General features: G+C 65.9%; 16 protein-coding genes. 1 reads left to right on the forward strand and 15 read right to left on the reverse strand.

Annotated elements, in window-relative coordinates; all coding sequences use genetic code 11:
* Positions 1 to 8: 8 nt before the first annotated feature.
* From M2336_RS11080 to M2336_RS11145, 14 genes are all read right to left on the reverse strand, one after another.
* Positions 9 to 1,364, reverse strand: coding sequence for a VOC family protein (locus tag M2336_RS11080; RefSeq protein ID WP_264572570.1), 1,356 nt, complete (start codon positions 1,362 to 1,364; stop codon positions 9 to 11).
* A complete protein-coding gene (locus M2336_RS11085) occupies positions 1,361 to 2,653 on the reverse strand; it encodes an N-succinylarginine dihydrolase (RefSeq protein ID WP_264572571.1) in 1,293 nt (430 codons plus the stop codon). Before M2336_RS11085 ends, M2336_RS11080 begins: the two co-directional genes overlap by 4 nt.
* Complete coding sequence (astD, locus tag M2336_RS11090; RefSeq protein WP_264572572.1) at positions 2,650 to 4,068, reverse strand: succinylglutamate-semialdehyde dehydrogenase; 1,419 nt, start codon at positions 4,066 to 4,068, stop codon at positions 2,650 to 2,652. The genes M2336_RS11085 and astD overlap by 4 nt, the downstream gene beginning before the upstream one ends.
* Before the next feature lie 34 nt (positions 4,069 to 4,102).
* A complete protein-coding gene (locus M2336_RS11095; protein ID WP_264572573.1) occupies positions 4,103 to 5,152 on the reverse strand; it encodes an arginine N-succinyltransferase in 1,050 nt (349 codons plus the stop codon).
* Positions 5,145 to 6,413 (reverse strand): hydrolase, encoded by a 1,269-nt coding sequence (locus M2336_RS11100; RefSeq protein ID WP_264592993.1) that lies wholly within the window; start codon positions 6,411 to 6,413, stop codon positions 5,145 to 5,147. Before M2336_RS11100 ends, M2336_RS11095 begins: the two co-directional genes overlap by 8 nt.
* Before the next feature lie 55 nt (positions 6,414 to 6,468).
* Complete coding sequence (locus M2336_RS11105; RefSeq protein WP_264572575.1) at positions 6,469 to 6,603, reverse strand: hypothetical protein; 135 nt, start codon at positions 6,601 to 6,603, stop codon at positions 6,469 to 6,471.
* A 17-nt stretch (positions 6,604 to 6,620) separates the two neighbouring features.
* Entirely contained in the window at positions 6,621 to 7,019 is a 399-nt protein-coding gene (locus M2336_RS11110) for a Na+/H+ antiporter subunit G (protein WP_264572576.1), read from the reverse strand.
* A 3-nt stretch (positions 7,020 to 7,022) separates the two neighbouring features.
* On the reverse strand, positions 7,023 to 7,292 hold the full coding sequence (locus M2336_RS11115) for a K+/H+ antiporter subunit F (RefSeq protein ID WP_264570039.1): 270 nt from the start codon (positions 7,290 to 7,292) through the stop codon (positions 7,023 to 7,025).
* Complete coding sequence (locus M2336_RS11120) at positions 7,289 to 7,780, reverse strand: Na+/H+ antiporter subunit E (protein ID WP_264572577.1); 492 nt, start codon at positions 7,778 to 7,780, stop codon at positions 7,289 to 7,291. Before M2336_RS11120 ends, M2336_RS11115 begins: the two co-directional genes overlap by 4 nt.
* Positions 7,781 to 7,784: 4 nt before the next feature.
* On the reverse strand, positions 7,785 to 9,320 hold the full coding sequence (locus tag M2336_RS11125) for a monovalent cation/H+ antiporter subunit D (RefSeq protein ID WP_264572578.1): 1,536 nt from the start codon (positions 9,318 to 9,320) through the stop codon (positions 7,785 to 7,787).
* Entirely contained in the window at positions 9,317 to 9,667 is a 351-nt protein-coding gene (locus M2336_RS11130) for a Na+/H+ antiporter subunit C (protein ID WP_181561385.1), read from the reverse strand. The genes M2336_RS11125 and M2336_RS11130 overlap by 4 nt, the downstream gene beginning before the upstream one ends.
* A gap of 5 nt (positions 9,668 to 9,672) precedes the next feature.
* Entirely contained in the window at positions 9,673 to 12,525 is a 2,853-nt protein-coding gene (locus tag M2336_RS11135) for a monovalent cation/H+ antiporter subunit A (protein WP_264572579.1), read from the reverse strand.
* Positions 12,526 to 12,810: 285 nt separating this feature from the next.
* Positions 12,811 to 13,983, reverse strand: coding sequence for an acetyl-CoA C-acetyltransferase (locus tag M2336_RS11140; protein ID WP_264572580.1), 1,173 nt, complete (start codon positions 13,981 to 13,983; stop codon positions 12,811 to 12,813).
* Between the two features lie 67 nt (positions 13,984 to 14,050).
* Positions 14,051 to 14,920: an alpha/beta fold hydrolase gene (locus M2336_RS11145; RefSeq protein ID WP_319801471.1), complete on the reverse strand. Its 870-nt coding sequence runs from the start codon at positions 14,918 to 14,920 to the stop codon at positions 14,051 to 14,053.
* A 259-nt stretch (positions 14,921 to 15,179) separates the two neighbouring features.
* Between M2336_RS11145 and phaR the strand changes: the two genes are divergently transcribed.
* A complete protein-coding gene (gene phaR, locus M2336_RS11150; protein ID WP_181559362.1) occupies positions 15,180 to 15,734 on the forward strand; it encodes a polyhydroxyalkanoate synthesis repressor PhaR in 555 nt (184 codons plus the stop codon).
* 31 nt (positions 15,735 to 15,765) lie between these two features.
* Here phaR and M2336_RS11155 read toward each other — a convergent pair whose 3' ends face one another.
* Positions 15,766 to 17,628, reverse strand: coding sequence for an AsmA family protein (locus tag M2336_RS11155; protein WP_264592994.1), 1,863 nt, complete (start codon positions 17,626 to 17,628; stop codon positions 15,766 to 15,768).
* Between the last annotated feature and the right edge of the window lie 63 nt (positions 17,629 to 17,691).

A 17,691-nucleotide genomic window follows, 5' to 3' on the forward strand; every position in this document is an offset into this window, starting at 1 on the left:
CCAGTCTCCTATCCCAGAATCTCGAGCGAGGCCTGTTCCTGATCGAGATATAATCCGAACGGGTCAAGGCACGGGACGCCGAGCGCGGCCTCAAACTCATCCTGCGATGAGGCGCCTGCGCGGGATCCAGTCTCTGCATCGGCGAGATTGGAGCGAAAGATGCCGGCGGCACTGACCGGCAGGAAGTCCTCATAGGTGATCGGGCTCGCTTCCAGCCAGCCATCTGCAACCAGCTCGTCCGGTGCGCCGGATGGCAGCTGGCGTCCCGCAGGAAGCATAGCGGCCTTGGGCGTCGGCGCATAAGTGAAATAGGCCAGCCCCTGTTCGCGGATCGCATCCAGATCGTCGGGAAAGCGCTGGAAGATCTCTGCCAGGCGCGCTTCATAGCCTTTGCCGCCCAGGCCGCGGGCCTGCTCGGCTTCCGCGAGGATCGCATCGTAAAGCGCGCGGCCATGTGGCGTCAGCGCAATCCCGCGCTGCTCGATCTCGCCGAACCGTGCGGTGTGGACGCCGGCCACGCTCTCATCGCCATCGCGGAACAGGATGGCCTCCTCCAGCGCCTGAAAACTCGTCTGGCGCAGCAGGATCGGGACAGACCGGCGGGGCGGGCCTTCGATCACGGCCTTGGCCTTGATGCCGCGCGCGATCATCTCGGCCTGAACCGCATCGATGTCGAGCGCGCGGGGCGTCAGGTGATTGATGTGCGGACCGCGGAAGCACACAATGTCGGCGATCAGCCGGTGCGCGCGACTGAAGGCTTCATAGGTTGCATGGTCCACCAGCGCTTCGCCATGCCAGCGGAAGGTTTCCAACGCCTCCAGCACGAAGGCTTCTGCCTCTTCGGTGCCCAGACCGCCCTCCCGCTCGAAGCGGTCGATCAGCGCCAGCGCGCCATCTGTGACGATGCTGCGTCGGGCGAGCAGCGCCTGGGCCTGTTCGCGCAACGCAACATCCTCGATCAGCTCGAGCCGCAGCAGCGAGCAGAAGATACGGAAGGCGCAGCGGTTCAGCGATGCCGTGTCAATCGGCCGAAACGCTGTCGAATGCACCGGCAGACCGGCCACGCCGAGATCATAATAGCCGACCGGCACCATGCCCATCACGGCGAACAGCCGCCGCATGAGGTGCAGTTCTTCTGGCGTGCCGACCCGGATGGCGCCGTGGCGCTCGGCACTGAGCCGGTCGAGTTCGCCCTGCGCTGCGAGCCGTTCGTTCAGAGCGGGATTGTTGTGCAGCAGGCGGGCATTGCTCGTGGCGACGATCTCCAGCAGCGTGCCGTAAAGCGGCACCTCGGCCCGGTACATCGCGGACATCGCCTCCGAAAAGGCGAGGCGAATGTCAGCAGGATCGACGAAGCGGGTCATGGCAGGGCTTGCTCCAATGCATGGCGCAAGGCCGTCCGCGCCGCCTGTGCCTGCGCCCAGAGGTCGGGCAGGCCGAGATCGGACGGGGCGAGGCGCTCGGGCCAGTGATTGCCGACGATCGTCTCCAGGCGGTCCAGTCCGCGCTCGTCGAGCAGATGGGCAGGGTGAACCGCCTGTTCCGCCTCACGTGAGAGCAGCACGCGCAGGCGCAGGCAGGCAGGGCCGCCGCCATTATGCATGGATTCGCGCACATCGACGAAATGGGAGGTGTGGATCGGGCCGTTGGCGCCGACATTGCTGTCCAGCCAGGCTTTGACGGCGGGGGTTTCCTGGCACTCCATCGGGAGAATCAGCGCTCGCTGCCCGTCCGGCAGTGTCACCAATTGGGAATTGAACAAATAGGAGGCGATGGCGGCTTCCAGCGAGACTTCGCTGGCCGGCACCTCTAGGATGATCAGGTCCGGGCAGCGCTGCGACAGCGCGGCATAAAAGGCCGCCTTGTCCGCAAAGGCTTGTTCATGCGCGAAGAGGATGTTTTCGTGCGCGACGGCCACGACATCATTGTGGAACGCGCCCGCTGCGATGGCGTCGGCGGATTGCTGTACGGTCAGGCCGTCCTCAATGCCGTGCCGACGGAAGATCGCGCGGCAGGCTTCGGCCGATTGGCGGGCAGGAAAGCGCCCGCCCGGTTCGCCATAGACCATGACCTCGACGCCGGGGCCGTTCACGGGGGAGGCCAGCCGCATGAAGTTCGCGGCGCCCTCATCGCCGAAGCGAGCGGGGACCGGATCATGGACCGCGAAATAGCGTTCGTCCGCGAAGATGTGCCGCAACTGCCGCAGCGTTTCGGGCCATTCATGGCTGCGGTGCGCCATGGTCGCGAGATTGGCGACGGTGAAGTGCGTCCGCCCGTCCGCCGTATCCGGGGCAGGGGAGACCGTCGCCGCATTGGCTGCCCACATCGCCGATGCGCTGGTGGCTTGAGCGAACAGCAGCGGTTCTTCCGCCCATGCGCGGGCATAGACCTGCGCATCCGAACCGTCGAAGCCGAATTGACGCAGCCAGCCCGCGTTCGGGCGATCGTGCGGCAGGAAGAAGCCCTGTCCCAGTCCCAGCCCGTGCAGCGTGCGCATCTTGGCGATGCCTTGCAGGGCTGCCTTGCGGGGCTGGGAGACCTCGCCGGCATGGAGCGTGGCGGCCAGATTGCCGAGGCTGAGGCCCGCATAATTGTGGGTCGGGCCGATCAGCCCATCGAAATTGACCTCGCGAAAGACGGGCGCGGTGCTCATGCGCGCAGTCCGGTGGAAAGCGCGCCCTCCAGCGCCGGGGCCTCCATGCCCGCGACGGGGAAGGCGCAATAATCCGCCGCATAATAAGCGCTGGGGCGCAGGTTGCCGCTGTCGCCGATGCCGCCAAAGGGCATGGCGGAACTGGCGCCGTTGGTGGGCCGGTTCCAGTTGACGACGCCGGCGCGCGTGGCTGCGCGAAACTGCTCGAACTGTGCCCGGCTCCCACCCAGCATAGCGGCGGACAGGCCAAAGCGCGTGGCGTTGGCGCGGGCGATGGCCCGGTCGAAATGCGTCTCGCGCCAGAGCTGGACCACCGGGCCGAAAATCTCCTCGTCAGGGGCAGTCTCGATGCCGGTCATGTCGATCAGCGCCGGTGAGAGGAAGGGCAGGCCGGAGTCCCTCCGGACCAGCGGACGGATCGGGCGCCCGCCCAACGCAAGCAGATCCGCGACGCGCGCCTCGACCAGATCGGCGGCGCGATTATCCACCACCGGCCCCATGAAGGGCTGCGGATCGTCGAAGGGCGCGCCGACGATCAGCCTGTCCAGTGTTGCCGTGACCCGCTCGATGAGCGCGTCGGCGATCTCGTCCTGCACGATCAGTCGGCGCGCGCAGGTGCAGCGTTGTCCGGCGGAAAGCCAGCCGGACTGGACGATGAGCGCAACGGCAGCGTCCATGTCGGCCTCGCCGATCTCCCAGGCGAGCAGCGGATTGTTGCCGCCCATCTCCAGCGCGAGAATGCGGCCCGGCGTGTCGGCGAATGCGCGGGCGAGGAGCTTCCCGGTGCTCGAACTGCCGGTGAACAGCAGGCCATCCGTACCGGGATGCGCGGCCACTGCCTTGCCGGTCTCACCGCCGCCCTGCACGATCTGCAGCACGCCGTCGGGCAGGCCAGCCTCCCGCCAAAGCTGGCCCATCAGTTCCGCCGTCGCAGGCGCCAGTTCGCTGGGCTTGAAGACCACGGCATTGCCCGCCAGCAGCGCCGGAACGATGTGCCCGTTGGGCAGATGCGCCGGGAAATTATAAGGCCCGAGCACCGCCAGCACGCCATGGGGCCGATGGCGCAACGCCAGAGCGAACCCGTCTCCATCCCGCAGCGTCTGGCCCGCCCGCTCGGCCTGCGCAGCGATGGAAATCTCCACCTTGGCAGCGACGCTGGCCGCTTCGGTCCCGGTCTCCCAGAAAGGCTTTCCCGTCTCGCGCGAGATCACCCGCGCGACGTCATCGGCATGGGCTTTCACCGCTGCGGCGTAAGCGCGCAGGATGGCGATGCGCTCAGTCAGCGGTGTGCGCTCCCAGCCCGGTTGGGCGGCGCGGGCCTGCGCGACGGCGGCATCGACGGCAGCGGCATCCGCAGCAACGCCCCGCCAGACGACGTCTCCCGTGCACGGGTCGGTGGAAATCAGGTCGGTCATGCTCTTCCGCTCGTTTCGTCTTTGGTCTGTTCGGTCAGTCGGTCGTCAGATAACGGGCCGTTGCGCCCTCGCTCAGGCGGCCGAGCGCGATCGCATCCGCTGGTAGGGTCAGGCGCTCTGCTTCAGCATCGATCTGTCCGGCGGCGCGCCAGGCGCGAAAATCGAGCAAATCTCCGGCGGCCAGCAACATCGGGCGGGCCTGGGTCTGAGATGGAGGTGCATCGCTGAAGGCAGCCGCCTCGCGGCTTTCTTTCACCGCCCGCAAATCATCGACATCGGCCTGCATGGTTGGCCCGGCGTCGAACAGGTCGACATAGCCATCATAGCGGAAGCCCTCGGCCGCGAGCAGCTTCATGGCTGCGGCGCCGCTCGCGTGCGGCTTGCCGATAGCTGCCTGCGCCTCGGGTGGCAGCAGCGTGGTGTAGATCGGGTGTTTGGGCATCAGGTCGGCGATGAACTGGTTGCCGTTGAGGGCGTGAAAGCGGTCGGCATCGGCAAACTCCAGGTCGAAGAAGCGCCGGGTCAGCCCTTCCCAAAATGGCGAGACGCCTTCGGGCTCCTGCCAGCCCCGCAATTCGGTGAGCACCTGCTGGCCGAAGCGGGTGCGGTGCATCGCCATGAACAGATAGCGGCTGCGCGCGAGCAGCACGCCAAGCCCGCTGCGCCGCAGTTCGGGCACCAGAAACAGGCCGCCGACCTCGCTCGCGCCGGCAAAGTCGTTGACCAGATTGAGCACGCTCGTCGTGACGATGCGGTCGAGCTGGCGCGAGTGCTGCGAGAGGCGGGTGAGCTTGTAGGAATAAAAGGGCTTCTTGGTGCCGACGCTGGAGAAGATGAGCGCCGTTCCGCCGATCCGCCCGGTGCCAGCTTCTTCCAGCGCGAACATGTAAAGCTCGTCATCTGGCTGGCTCAACTGCGCCTCAAAGCTGCGCTGGGATCGTTCGAGGCGTGCGAACAGGGCCTCGCGATCATGGGGCAGATTGGTGAAGCCCGGCCCGGTCTGGCCGGCGAGCGTGTAGATGGCGTCGATATCCGTCGTCGTCGCAGGGCGGACGAACCAGTCGTTGAAAGAGCCGTCAGTCATGGTCGGCCCCTGCCATATCCGGCGCGGAATTGAGGGCGTGGTCGAGCCGTCCTTGTGCGATCCGCAGCATGGTGATGGCAGCCAGCGCGGAGCGTTCGCTCAGTGAACTCAGAATCATGAACTCCTCATCGGTATGGATGGCACCCCCGCGCACGCCCATCGTGTCCACCACCGCAACGTTCTGGGCGGCGATGTTGTTGCCATCGCAAACGCCGCCGCTTGGCTGCCAGTCGATGGCGAGGCCCAGGTCCGCGCCGGTTTCCCGGACCAGCCCGAACAGCGCCTGATGCTTCGCGTCGAAGGGCTTGGGCGGTCGCGCAAAGCTGCCTGCGAGCGCGATCGTCACGCCATGATCCGCACTGACCTGCGCAATGATCAGGGCGATGGCCTGCTCGGCGGCCTGCTGGCCGGCCAGGTCCACGGGCCGCATGTTCCAGCTCAGCAGCGCCCGATCGGGCACAACATTGTTGGCGCCGCCGCCGGACAGGCGCGCGACATTGACGGAAAGCCCCTCGATCTCGTGCTTGAGCGAATCCAGTCGTACCGCGAGATCGGCCGCGGCCACCACGGCATTGCGGCCGTCCAATGGATTGCGGCCGGCATGGGCGGATCGGCCAGTCACAGCGACGGTGAAATTGCCGCTGCCCCGCCGGGCGCTCGCCAGCGTGCCATCCACCGTGACGGAAGGCTCGAAGGTCATGCCGGTCTGGCAGCGCCGCGCCGTCTCGCGCAGCAGCGCTGCAGACCCTAGCGAGGACACTTCCTCATCGGCATTGACCACCACGTCCCAGCCGAAATCGGGAATGGCATTCGCCGCCTCCAGCGCAGCCAGCGCCTCGATCATCACGAGGAGCCCGCCTTTCATATCGGCGGTGCCGGGGCCGTTGAGGCGGTCGTCATCGATCAGGCGGCAGGTCTGGAAGGGGTGATCGGGCGGGAAGACCGTATCCATATGCCCGGTGAGGATCATGCGGCGGGCGCAGGCGACACGCTTGCGGGCGAGTAGATTGGCGCCATGGGCGAGTGCAACGGTGCGGCCTGCCTCATCCAGCGTTTCAGCGGGCTCTGGCGCAACGGTTGCGACCGTATCGGCAATCTCCGTCAGTCGGGCCGCGATATGCTGGCGCATCTGCTCCAGCCCGGCGAGATTGCGGCTGCCTGAGTTGACCTGCGCCCAGTCGACGACTTGCGTCGCCATGTCCGCCTGTCGTCTCCTAAGATGCTCCACGATCCCGATTTCGGTCGGTGAGAGTCCTGTCATGGCCCGATGCTAAACCAACTGGCCGCCCGGGGCTAGGGGCGCGCCGGATCGATAGTCAAAGGACGTCGCCGAACATCAGCCACAGCATGACCAGCCAGGCGATCAGACCGCCCGTGCCGATGACGATATGCAGCCGCTCGCGCAGCCAATTGACAAGGCCGCCGGGATTCTCGTCGTCATCAGGATTCATGCCGCGAAACCCACAGTTTAGCGCCCCTCCGGCCGATCGACGCCGAATGTCGCCCATTCGGTATCGCCGCCCGGCTCAGGCAAGGCATCCCGTACACCGTCCATTGGCTCCACGTCGGTATTGGTCCGCTGCCGGTGCAGATGCGCCTTGGCAATGAGGTTGGCGGACACCGGCGCCGTGATGAACAGGAACAGAGTGATGAGCAGTTCGTGGGCGGACCAAGTGCCGTCCTGGAACGGAAAGTAGATCATGGATGCGACGAGGCAGCTTCCGACGCCGAGGGTGGTTGCCTTGGTCGGGCCGTGCAGCCGCGTCATCAGGCTGGGCAACCGGGCAAGGCCCCAGCTTCCGATCAGCGCGAAGGCGCCACCGAGGACGATGAGAGCGGCGATCAGGATTTCTGCGATCACTGCCATGGCTTACTCCACAATGTCGCCGCGCAGGAGGAACTTGCAGTAAGCCACCGTGCCGACGAAGCCGACCATTGCGAGGAGTAGCGCCGCCTCGAAATAGGTGGTGCTGGTTTCGTAGATGCCAAACAGCACGATCAGCGCGATGGCGTTAATCACCATGGTATCCAGCGCCAATATCCGGTCGCACCGCGTGGGGCCGCGCAGCAGCCGGTAGAGGTTGAGCAGCACGGCCAGCGCGATGCAGGCGAAGGCGAAGGTCAGCGCGAGCGCGATCATCGGAAAATCCTCTGCAGCCGGGCCTCATAGCGCGCCTTGATATGGGCAATCTCGTGCGCGACATTGCCCGTGTCGAGCGTGTGGACGAGCAGATAGCGCCCGTCCGCCGACACGTCTGCAGAGACGGTGCCGGGCGTGAGGCTGATGGTGCCGGCCAGCACGGTGATGGCTTCGGCCGAACGCAGGTCCAGCGGGATGGTCATCCAGCGGGAATTCAGATCGCGGTTGCGCCGGAACAGAATGAGCTTGGCGACATGGAAGTTCGCCACGACAATATCGTAGAGCACGATCCCGAGATAACCGAGCATCGCCCAGCCAAAGCGCAGGCGCGGGCGATCGGGCCAGAACGGTGCGGTAAACACCGGGATGACGGTCGCCAGCAAGAGGCCGAGAAGGAAGCCACCGGCCGTCAGGCTGTTCTGGATCAGGATCCAGACGATGAGCAGCATCACCGTTAGGCCGGGATGGGGGAAGAGTTTGGTCAGCATTGCTTCACCCTCCCGTCGCCGGGCCGAGCACGGCCTCGATCGTGTGCGTCGGCGCGAAAAGCTGCTGGGCCGTTGCGTCCATGTAGCGCGTGACCGGCCCCGCCGCGACGGTGAGCACGACCAGCGTCGCGAGCAAGGCGGTGGCGGGCAACATCTCCACCAGACGGGCATCGGGCTTTGCCGTCGCGGCATCTTCGTGTGGATTGTCGGGGTGCGCTGCGCTCTTCCAGAAGATGGCGCTGCCGGCGCGGGCGAGGCCGAGAATGGCGAGGAGCGTGGTGCCGAGAATGACCGCCCAGATCCACGCCGCCCAAGGGTCCGCCAATGTCGCCTGCAGGATCAGCAATTTGCCGATGAAGCCCGAAAGCGGCGGGAGGCCCGCGAGGGCCATGGCCGCCAGCAGGTAGAGCGCGGACAGTGGCTCGATGCCGGCAAAGCGTGGGGAGGGGACGATCGTGTCGCCGTAACGACCGCGCCGCAGCCGGATGAGATCGACGACGAGGAACAGCAAGGCCGCAGCCAATGTGGTGTGCGCCAGATAATAGAGTCCCGCCGTCAGCACCGTGCGGTCGAACGCCGCAATGGCGACCAGCAATGTGGCGGTGGAGCCGAGCAGCCCGAATGCGGCAAGATCGCGTAGGGAGCGCGCTGCCAGCAGGCCCGCAAAACCGATCACCATCGTCGCCAGTGCGGCCGGCATCATCCACACCTCCGGCGCCCATGCCGCCGCGCCGGCCTGATCGCCGAAGATCAGCGAGGATGTCCGGATGATCGCATAAGCGCCGACCTTGGTCATGACGGCGAACAAAGCCGCCACGGGCGCGGAGGTGCCGGCATAGGTGCGCGGCAGCCAGAGTTGCAGCGGCAGCAGGGCCGCCTTGAGTGCAAAGACCAGCGTCAGCAGATGCGCGCCGGCGCGCAGCAGGCCCTGATCTGCAGCCGGCAGGGCCGGGATGCGGGCGGCCATGTCCGCCATGTTGAGCGTGCCGGTGATGCCGTAGAGCAGCCCGATCGCGAAAAGGAACAGCGTCGAGCCGATGAGGTTGACGATTACATATTGCACGCCGGCTTTCAGCCGCTCCGGGCCCTGGCCGTGCAGCATCAGGCCGTAGGAGGCGATCAGCAAGACCTCGAAAAAGACGAAGAGGTTGAACAGGTCGCCTGTCAGGAACGCGCCGTTGATGCCGAGCAATTGGAACTGGAACAGAGGATGGAAATGCCAGCCCTTGCGGTCCAGCCCGGTCAGCACCGCGTGGCACAAGACGGGCAGGGCGAGTAGGGCGGTAATCAGCAGCATCATCGCCGAGAGCCGATCCAGCACCAGTACGATGCCGAAGGGCGCGGCCCAGTCACCCAGCGCGTAGACGGAGATCGTGCCGCTGCTGGCGACGCCCAGTAGATAGATGGCGAGGGCGAGGAGGCCGGTCGCGCCCACGATGGAAATGGCGGCGCCGATCCAGCGGTGGCGGCGCATGAAGATCAGCGTGGCTGCGGCCATGAGCGCGGGCAACAATAAGGGGGCGGCGATCAGCGCGGTCATGGCACGATGTCCTCCGGCTCGTCATCCGGTTTGCCGTCGACCTGGTCGGTGCCCGTCTCGAGGAAGCTGCGCAGGGAAAGGACCACCACCAGCGCCGTCATGCCAAAGGCGATAACGATGGCGGTGAGGACCAGCGCCTGCGGCAGCGGGTCCGTATAATCCGTAATGCCTTTCTCATAGATCGGCGGGCGGTCCACGACCAGCCGCCCCATCGCGAATAGAAACACGTTGATGGCGTAGGACAGCATGGCAAGGCCGAGCACCACCGGGAAGGTCCGCCCGCGCAGGCACAGATAGATGCCGGCCGCCGTGAGGATGCCGATGGCGCTGGCGACGAGCATTTCCATGCTGATCATGCCTTGGCCTCCCGGTTGCGCGCGGGGTCGACATCCATGGGCGCGTCGTCGCTATGGTCTTCCTTGTCGGCGCGCTGGGCGATGTGACTGAGTTCGGCCAGCGCGAGCATGACCGCGCCGATCACGGTCATCGCCACGCCGATGTCGAACAGCATGGCCGTCGCCAACTCGAACGTGCCGATGACGGGCAGGGTGACATAGCCAAAGGCGCTGGTGAACAACGGGGCGCCGAAGACGAGCGAGCCCATGCCCGTAAGCGCGGCGATGATGACCCCGAGGCCGATCATCAGATGCTCGTCGAACTTGCGGCGCTGTTCGGCCCATTCGAAGCCCGACGCCATATATTGCATCAGCACGGCAATGGAGATGATGAGCCCGGCGATGAAACCGCCGCCCGGCAGATTATGCCCGCGCAGGAAGATGTAGATGCCGACCATCATGGCAAGCGGCAGCAGCAGCCGCGTGGCGACGACGAACATCATCGGGTGCCGTTCGGGCGAGCGAATGAGGTCCGGGAGCCACGCCCGCAGCCGTGCGCCGGCCGCGCCGCGCGTCGCCGGCTGTAGCAGGGCGAAGATGGTCAGCGCGGCAATGCCCAGCACGATGATCTCGCCGAAGGTGTCGAAAGCGCGGAAATCCACCAGCGTCACGTTCACGACATTGGTGCCGCCACCGCCCGAATAGCTGTTCTCCCAATGGAAGGTCGAGATGGGCTGGTTAGGCGCGCGGGTGAGCACGGCCCACGCGCCTAACCCGGCCACGGTGCCGCCCACCAGGCCGAGCAAGCCATCCCGCAGCCGCAGGCCATCGCTGGAGAGGCGGGCAGGCTTTTTGGGCAGCAGGTTGAGCGCCAGCAACAGCAGCAGGATCGTGACCGTCTCGACCGAAATCTGCGTCAGGGCCAGATCGGGCGCGGAAAGATAGACGAAGCCGAGCGAGACGATGAGGCCGATAACGCTGATGAAGACGAGCGTGAGGTAACGCTCGCGCTGGGAGATGACGACCGCCAGCGTCGCGCCGACCAGCAACAGCCAGCCGATAATGGCGAGCGGCGAGGCCGGCAGCGTCGCGCGCGGCCCGGTGCCGCTGCCGCCCCCGACCAGCACGCCCTCGACCGCCAGCGCAATGGCAAGCACGAAGATCAGCGCAAGCTGCCGCTGCAGCGAACCGTTGTGCACGGCATGGATGAAGCCGCGGGCGGCGTCCACCAGCGTCGCAATCCCGCTGTCGAACAGGCGCTTGGCTTCCGGCAGCGGGAGCGCTTGCCAGATGCGCTCGGCGAGGCCGAACCGCCAGAGCATCAGCGCGCCCACCGCCACGGCAAACAGGCTCATCAGCAGAGCAGCATTCACGCCATGCCAGAGGGCCGGCGCGAATGTCCCGGCGCTGCCTGCGGTGACGGTATCGGCGACCGGTTGCACGAGCCATGTCGTCAGCGTGGCGGGGAACAGGCCGACGAGGATGACCAGAAGGACGAGCAGCCCAGAGGGCGCCCAAAGGCCGAAGGGCGGATCATGCGGCGCATGGGGATAGTCATCGCGCTGGCGGCCCAGATAGACCTGGAAAGCGTAGCGCAGCGCATAAGCGACCGAGAGCGTCGCGGCGACCACCGCGATGGCTGGCACCAGCCAGCCCATCCCCAGCCAGGCGGTATGCGCCGCCTCGTCGAGCATCATTTCCTTGGATAGGAAGCCGTTGAAGGGAGGCAGGCCGGCCATCGATCCCGCCGCGATCATGCCCAGCGTCGCGGTGATCGGCATCAGCGTGGCGAGACCGCCCAGCCGGCGGATATCCCGCGTGCCAGCCTCATGGTCGACAATGCCGGCATTCATGAACAGCGCCGCCTTGAAGATGGCGTGGTTCAGGATGTGGAAAACGCCGACCATCGCCGCCGTGCCGCTGCCAAAGCCGAAGAGCATGGTCAGCAGCCCGAGATGGCTGACGGTCGAATAAGCGAGGATGGCCTTGAGGTCGGTCTTGAACAGCGCGATGGCGGCGCCGATCAGCATGGTGACGAGGCCAGTTGTCGCGACGAGATAGAACCACAGATCCGTACCCGCCAGCGCCGGCCATAGGCGCGCGATCAGGAAGATGCCGGCCTTCACCATCGTCGCGGAATGGAGATAGGCGCTGACCGGTGTCGGTGCCGACATGGCGTGCGGCAGCCAGAAGTGGAAAGGGAATTGCGCCGACTTGGTGAAGCAACCGAGCAGGATGAGCACCAGCGCGACCGGATAGAGCGGCGAGGCCTGAATGAGGTCACTGCTGGCCATTATGGTGCGAATATCGGTGGAGCCGGCAATGCTGCCCAGCAGCAATAGCCCGGCGATGAGCGCGAGCCCGCCGCCGCCCGTCACCACCAGCGCCATGCGGGCGCCCTGCCGAGCCTCGGCTCTATCGCGCCAGAAGCCGATCAGCAGGAAGGAGGAAAGGCTGGTCATCTCCCAGAAGACGAGCAGCAGCAGCACATTGTCGGAGAGGGCGATCCCCAGCATGGCGCCCTGGAACAGTAGCAGAAAGGCCAGAAAGCGCCCCATTGGGTCTTCCGCTGCCAGATAGAAACGGGCGTAGACGATGATGAGCAGGCCGATGCCGAGGATCAGCCCCGCGAACATCGCGCCCAACGGATCGAGGAAGAACCCCAAGGACAGGCCGAGGGCCGGCACCCAGTCGATCTGCATCGCAGGGGTCTGCCCGGCGAGAGCGGCCGGCATGAGCGCGATGAGGATCGCGAGCGCCGCGCCGGTCGTGCCGGCGGCGATCCACGCCTGAAGATTTCGGCTGGTGCCGCTGAGTATCGCCAACAGCAACGCGCCAAGAAATGGCAGCAAGGCGAGTATCAGCAACAAAAGTCCGCAGCTCCCGTGATGCGTCGGCAGGTGATTGACGATCCGATGGCGATCAGGATCTGGCGATCCTCAAAAGGTCTGCCCACCTTATCCAGACAATGCGGCATGAGGACAACCCGAAAGCGCCGAATTTTCGGCCTTCACTGCCGATTTATAGCCATCGGGGCGTGGGGCTGACGGTCTGTCAGAGCAATCTTCAGTCAGGCGCCGTGGCCATCAATAAGGCGCCAGCCCGTGCGAGAGCTGGCGCCTGTGATAAGGGTCCGTGATGAGGATATGTCTGGCTTAGCGTTCGACGCACATGGCGATGCCCATGCCGCCACCGATGCAGAGCGTCGCCAGACCCTTCTTGCCGTCGCGGCGGGCGAGTTCGTAAAGCAGCGTGGTGAGCACGCGCGCGCCCGAGGCGCCGATGGGGTGACCAAGCGCGATGGCGCCGCCGTTCACGTTCACGATGTCCGGGTTCCATCCCAGTTCCTTGCCGACCGAAAGAGCCTGCGCAGCGAAGGCCTCGTTCGCCTCGATCAGGTCGAGGTCGGCGAGCGACCAGCCGGCCTTGTCCAGCGCGATGCGACTGGCCGGGGCCGGGCCGATGCCCATGATCGAGGGATCGACACCGCAGGTCGCCCAGCTTGCGATGCGCGCGAGCACCGGTGCGCCACGACGGGCGGCCTCCTCGGCCGTCATCAGCACCAGCGCCGCGGCGCCATCGTTCACGCCGCTGGCATTGCCGGCGGTGACCGTGCCGTCCTTCTTGAACGCAGCGCGCAGCCCTGCCATCGCCTCGATGGTGGCACCGGCGCGGATATACTCGTCGGCATCGACGATGGTGTCGCCCTTGCGGCCCTTGACGGTGACAGGCGCGATCTCATCGGCAAAGCGACCCGCGGCGCGGGCGGCTTCCGCCTTGTTCTGGCTGGCCGCTGCGAACGCGTCCTGCTCTTCGCGGGTGATGCCGTACTTTTCGGCAAGATTCTCCGCCGTGATGCCCATGTGGTAGCCATTGAAGGCATCGGTCAGGCCGTCATTCACCATGGTGTCGATCAGCGTAATCGGTCCCATCTTGGTGCCCGCGCGCATCATCTGGGCGTGGGGCGAGAGGGACATATTCTCCTGACCGCCGGCCACCATGATGCTGGCATCGCCGCAGCGGATCGCCTGCGCGGCGAGCGCGACGGCGCGCAGGCCCGAGCCGCAGACCTGATTGATGGTGATCGCCGTGCGGTCGATCGGGATGCCGGCGTTCACGGCCGCCTGCCGCGCGGGGTTCTGGCCCTGGGCGGTGGTGAGCACCTGGCCGAAGATCAGCTCGTTCACCTCATCGTGCGAGACGCCGGCCTGCTCTAGTGCTGCGACGATGGCGACGCGACCGAGTTCATGCGCGGGGGTGTTGGCGAAGCTGCCCAGAAAGCTGCCGACCGGCGTGCGCTTGGCGGCGGTGATGACGATATCGGTCATGGATTGGCAAGTCCCTCGATTGCGGCGCCAGGGGCGCAGGTTGCTCTCTCGTGCCGGGCCTCTAGCATCAGCCGCCACAGCGCGAAAGCCAGTCGCTCAATCCTCTCCACAGTTGCGCTTCCGCACGGCTGCCGATCATCATGCCGACGTGGCCGAGCGCAAGGTCGATCCGTTCCGCCGCAGGTGGCACGGCGGCGGCGGGCACGATCCGGTCCGTGGTCGAGGCGATTGCGAGCGTCGGGCAATCCAGCGCTTGCGGGTCCGCGACGGTGCCGTGGATGGACCATTGACCGCTCGCTGTCATATTGGCGCCATAGCACCGCTCGGCAAGGTCTCGTCCGCTCGCCAGTGTCAGCGGCGCGCCTTCATTGGCCCAGTCCTCCAGCGCGATGAAGGCCTCGAAGGACGGACTGTCAGCCTCCATTTCGGCGAAGGCGGCATATTTGCGAATGGTGCGATCGGGATCGAGCGACCAGAAGCCGGTCTGGAACACTTCCATGGGAACAAGGCCCAGCGCCTCGCAGCCGGGCTTGGCCTTGGCCCAGATTTCGGCAAGCTGGGACTGAAAGGGGGCGTCATAGGCAGAGAAGTCCCAGGGGGCCGCTATGGTCGCGACGCCGGCGACCGGCTTGCCCAGCGCCTGCAGTCGCGCCGCCGCGCCGATGGCGAGAGTCCCCCCCAGGCAATAGCCGACGAGCAGCGGCGGGCGATCCAGTTGCTGCACCAAGGGGAGCAGCATGCGCTCGACATGATCGGCCAGATCGACGTCGCGCTCGCCATCGTCCGGCGTGCCCCAGTCCAGCAGCAGCGGGTCATGGCCCTGCTGTCCAAGATAGCGCAGCAAGGAGCGTTGTTCGGAGAGGTCGAGGACATGGGGCGGGTTGATCAGCGACGGGATGAGGATGACCGGCGCCCGGTCTCCGTCGGTGCCCCTCATGCTGCGTTGTGCATTGCCGTTTCGCGTGAGCAAAGCCGCGCGGCCATTTTGCGCAGCAATTTCCGGCAGGTCACTCGGCGCAGGTCGCGACGCTGTCTGAAAACGGCGCAATCCTGCCAATGCCTTGCGCCGTAATTGGGCGTCCTGTGCCGTAACTTGCCACAATATGGAAAGAAACAGCGGCAGCGGACGCGGCCCATGTTGCGGTGCAGAAAGAAACGATGCTATGTTGCGCCCAACGGAGGGTGGAGCATCATCTATGGCACGATCGAAATCAGGTGGCGAATCAGGGACCATTGTCATCAAGAAGTACGCCAATCGGCGTCTCTATGACACGGAAACCTCCAGCTATATCACACTTGAATTGCTCTCGCAGATGACGCGCGAGGGGCGCGATTTCGTGGTAGTCGATGCCAAGTCCGGCGAAGACATCACGCACAATGTGCTCACCCAGATCATCATGGAAGAAGAGCAGCGCGGCGAGAACATGCTGCCGGTCAGCTTCCTGCGCCAGCTCATTTCGCTCTACGGCGACTCGATGCAGTCCATGGTGCCGCAATATCTTGAGGCGAGCATGGAAGCGTTCCGCAAGAACCAGCAGCAATTCCAGGAAGCCATGCAGGGCGCATTCGCCGGCGGACCCTTTGCCGAGATCGCCAAGCGCAACATGGAAATGCTCAACGCCGCAGCGAACGCCTTCAAGCCCGCTGCACCTGCCGCACCCGCGAAGGCTGGCGACTCTGCCGATGAAGTGTCCGAGCTCAAGGCACAACTCGCCGCGCTCAATGCCAAGATTGACAAATTGGGCGGGTGACCAACCCCGGCGCGGTCGGGATGGCCGCGCCTTAACGGCCCACGGTTCGAGCGATCAGCGCCGCGCAATTGGCATCCGGTGCGGTTTCCGCGCGACCACCGATCGCTCGACCGACGGCCTTCAGGATGTTGCCGACCGAGCGCGTATTTTTCGGCACGACCAGATCGGGATTGCGCAATGTGCCGCGCAGATGGGCATTGCCGGGAAGCTGCAGCGCATGTTCGTTCTTGGCGAGGCCCTTGAGGGTCAGTTCGAGACGTTCGGCGGGGAAGCTGACTGTGCCGGTGCCACGTGACTGGCTGACCGGCGTGTCGACGACCAAGGTGCGCACAACGCCGCGTCCGCCCCGTATATCGAGCTGGACCACACCGCAGCGCAGCGCTTCCCGTCCGTCTTCGTCCGCAAACAGGCCCTTGCCGATGTCAAAGCCCAGCAGGCCGGCCAACCGCGCCGGCATCGATCCGCCGCGGGTGACCGCGCCTACGGTTCCGTTCGATTGCCCTACGACCTCGCGGATCGTGTCGCCCACGCCGGTCAGGCGCGCGCGTGCGTCCACGCGGCCCTGCACGTCGCCCTCGCTATTGCCGTCCCCGCCCGCCAGCGCCGCGATGCTGCTGTTGCGCATGTCGAGCGCCAGCGTGACCGTCGGTTTGGGCTGGCCGTCCCGCTGATTGACCACGGCCCGCCCGGTCATCACGCCCTGCGTCAGGCCGATGCGCAGCGGATCGACGGTGAGGATGCGGTTGTCGAGATTCAGCACCGCGCTGGCATTGGTGAGGGAGGAGGGGCGCCGCCCGCCCAAAATCCGGTCGACGCGCACCGATATGCGCCCGTCCGTCTTGTCGATCTTGCGGATGTTGATCCGCGTGTTGGGCACTAGCCTCTGGCCCTGCGCTCGCTCCAGCGCGACCGCCTGCGCATTGCCCTTGTCGTCGGCCAGATCCTCGAAATCGAGTTGGCTGAAGCGCGCCTCGCCATCCAGCTTGGTGCGGCCATCCACCTTGCGAACCGTGAGCGCGCCCGTGAACCGGCTACGGCCGACGGTGCCGCCCAGATCGGCCACGCTCCACACGCCATCGCGCCGCTGGACATTGGCAGCGATATCGACCGGCTGCGTGCCGAACAGTCCCGCCTCGATGATCCGGTCCACCAGTTTGAGCGTGCTGGCGCGAGCGGAGACCTTGAACGTCATATCGTCCGTGCGCATCGGGCCGGCCATCGTGCCGCGCGCGTGCATGGTGAGGGCGTCACCCATGATGCGCGCATCGAATGGCCAGCTCTGGCCGGCGCGCATCGGTGCGCCGGTCAGGCGCAGCATGACCGGTTCCCCTTCGACGGTGCCGGCGCCGGTGCCGCGCAAGCCCTGCTGCGGATCGACGGACAGCTTGACCTTGAACTGACGCTTCTGGAAGGCATCGCGATAATCGATCACAGCGTCATCGACACGGACCAAAGGCGTTTCCGAGCTGCCCTGGTCGTCCTTATTCGATTTACTGCCGAGCGCGTCCCAGCTCTTGCGGCGATTCTCGTCGCGAACCAGCGTCAGTCGTACGCCCCGGGCGGAGAGCACCTGCGGCCCGCCGTGCCCGAGCAGCAGTCCGAGGACCGGAAGACGCAACCGCAACGCCTCGATCCGTGCCAGATCGCCTTCGCCGGCCCAGGCAGGCTGGGGCACACGGATATCCCGCACCTGAATCACGGGGCTGAACGAGAATGTGCTTTCACGCGTCATCGATCCGATGGTGGCTCTGGTGCCGGTCTGGTCGGACAGGCGCCGCTCGGCGGCCTCCTTGAACCAGGAAGCGGGAAAGGTGGCAGCCAGCACCAGCAGGGCCAGCAGCAGAACCAGCAGCGCGGCCGCCATCATCGCGATGATCCGAGTGCGGCGGGGCATAGTGCGAATCATCGACGAGAAGTGGGCCATTGGAGACGGGACGAGTGAGGTCAGGGAAAGTTC

It is taken from the genome of Sphingobium sp. B1D7B, from assembly GCF_025961965.1.
In the GTDB taxonomy this organism is placed as follows: domain Bacteria; phylum Pseudomonadota; class Alphaproteobacteria; order Sphingomonadales; family Sphingomonadaceae; genus Sphingobium.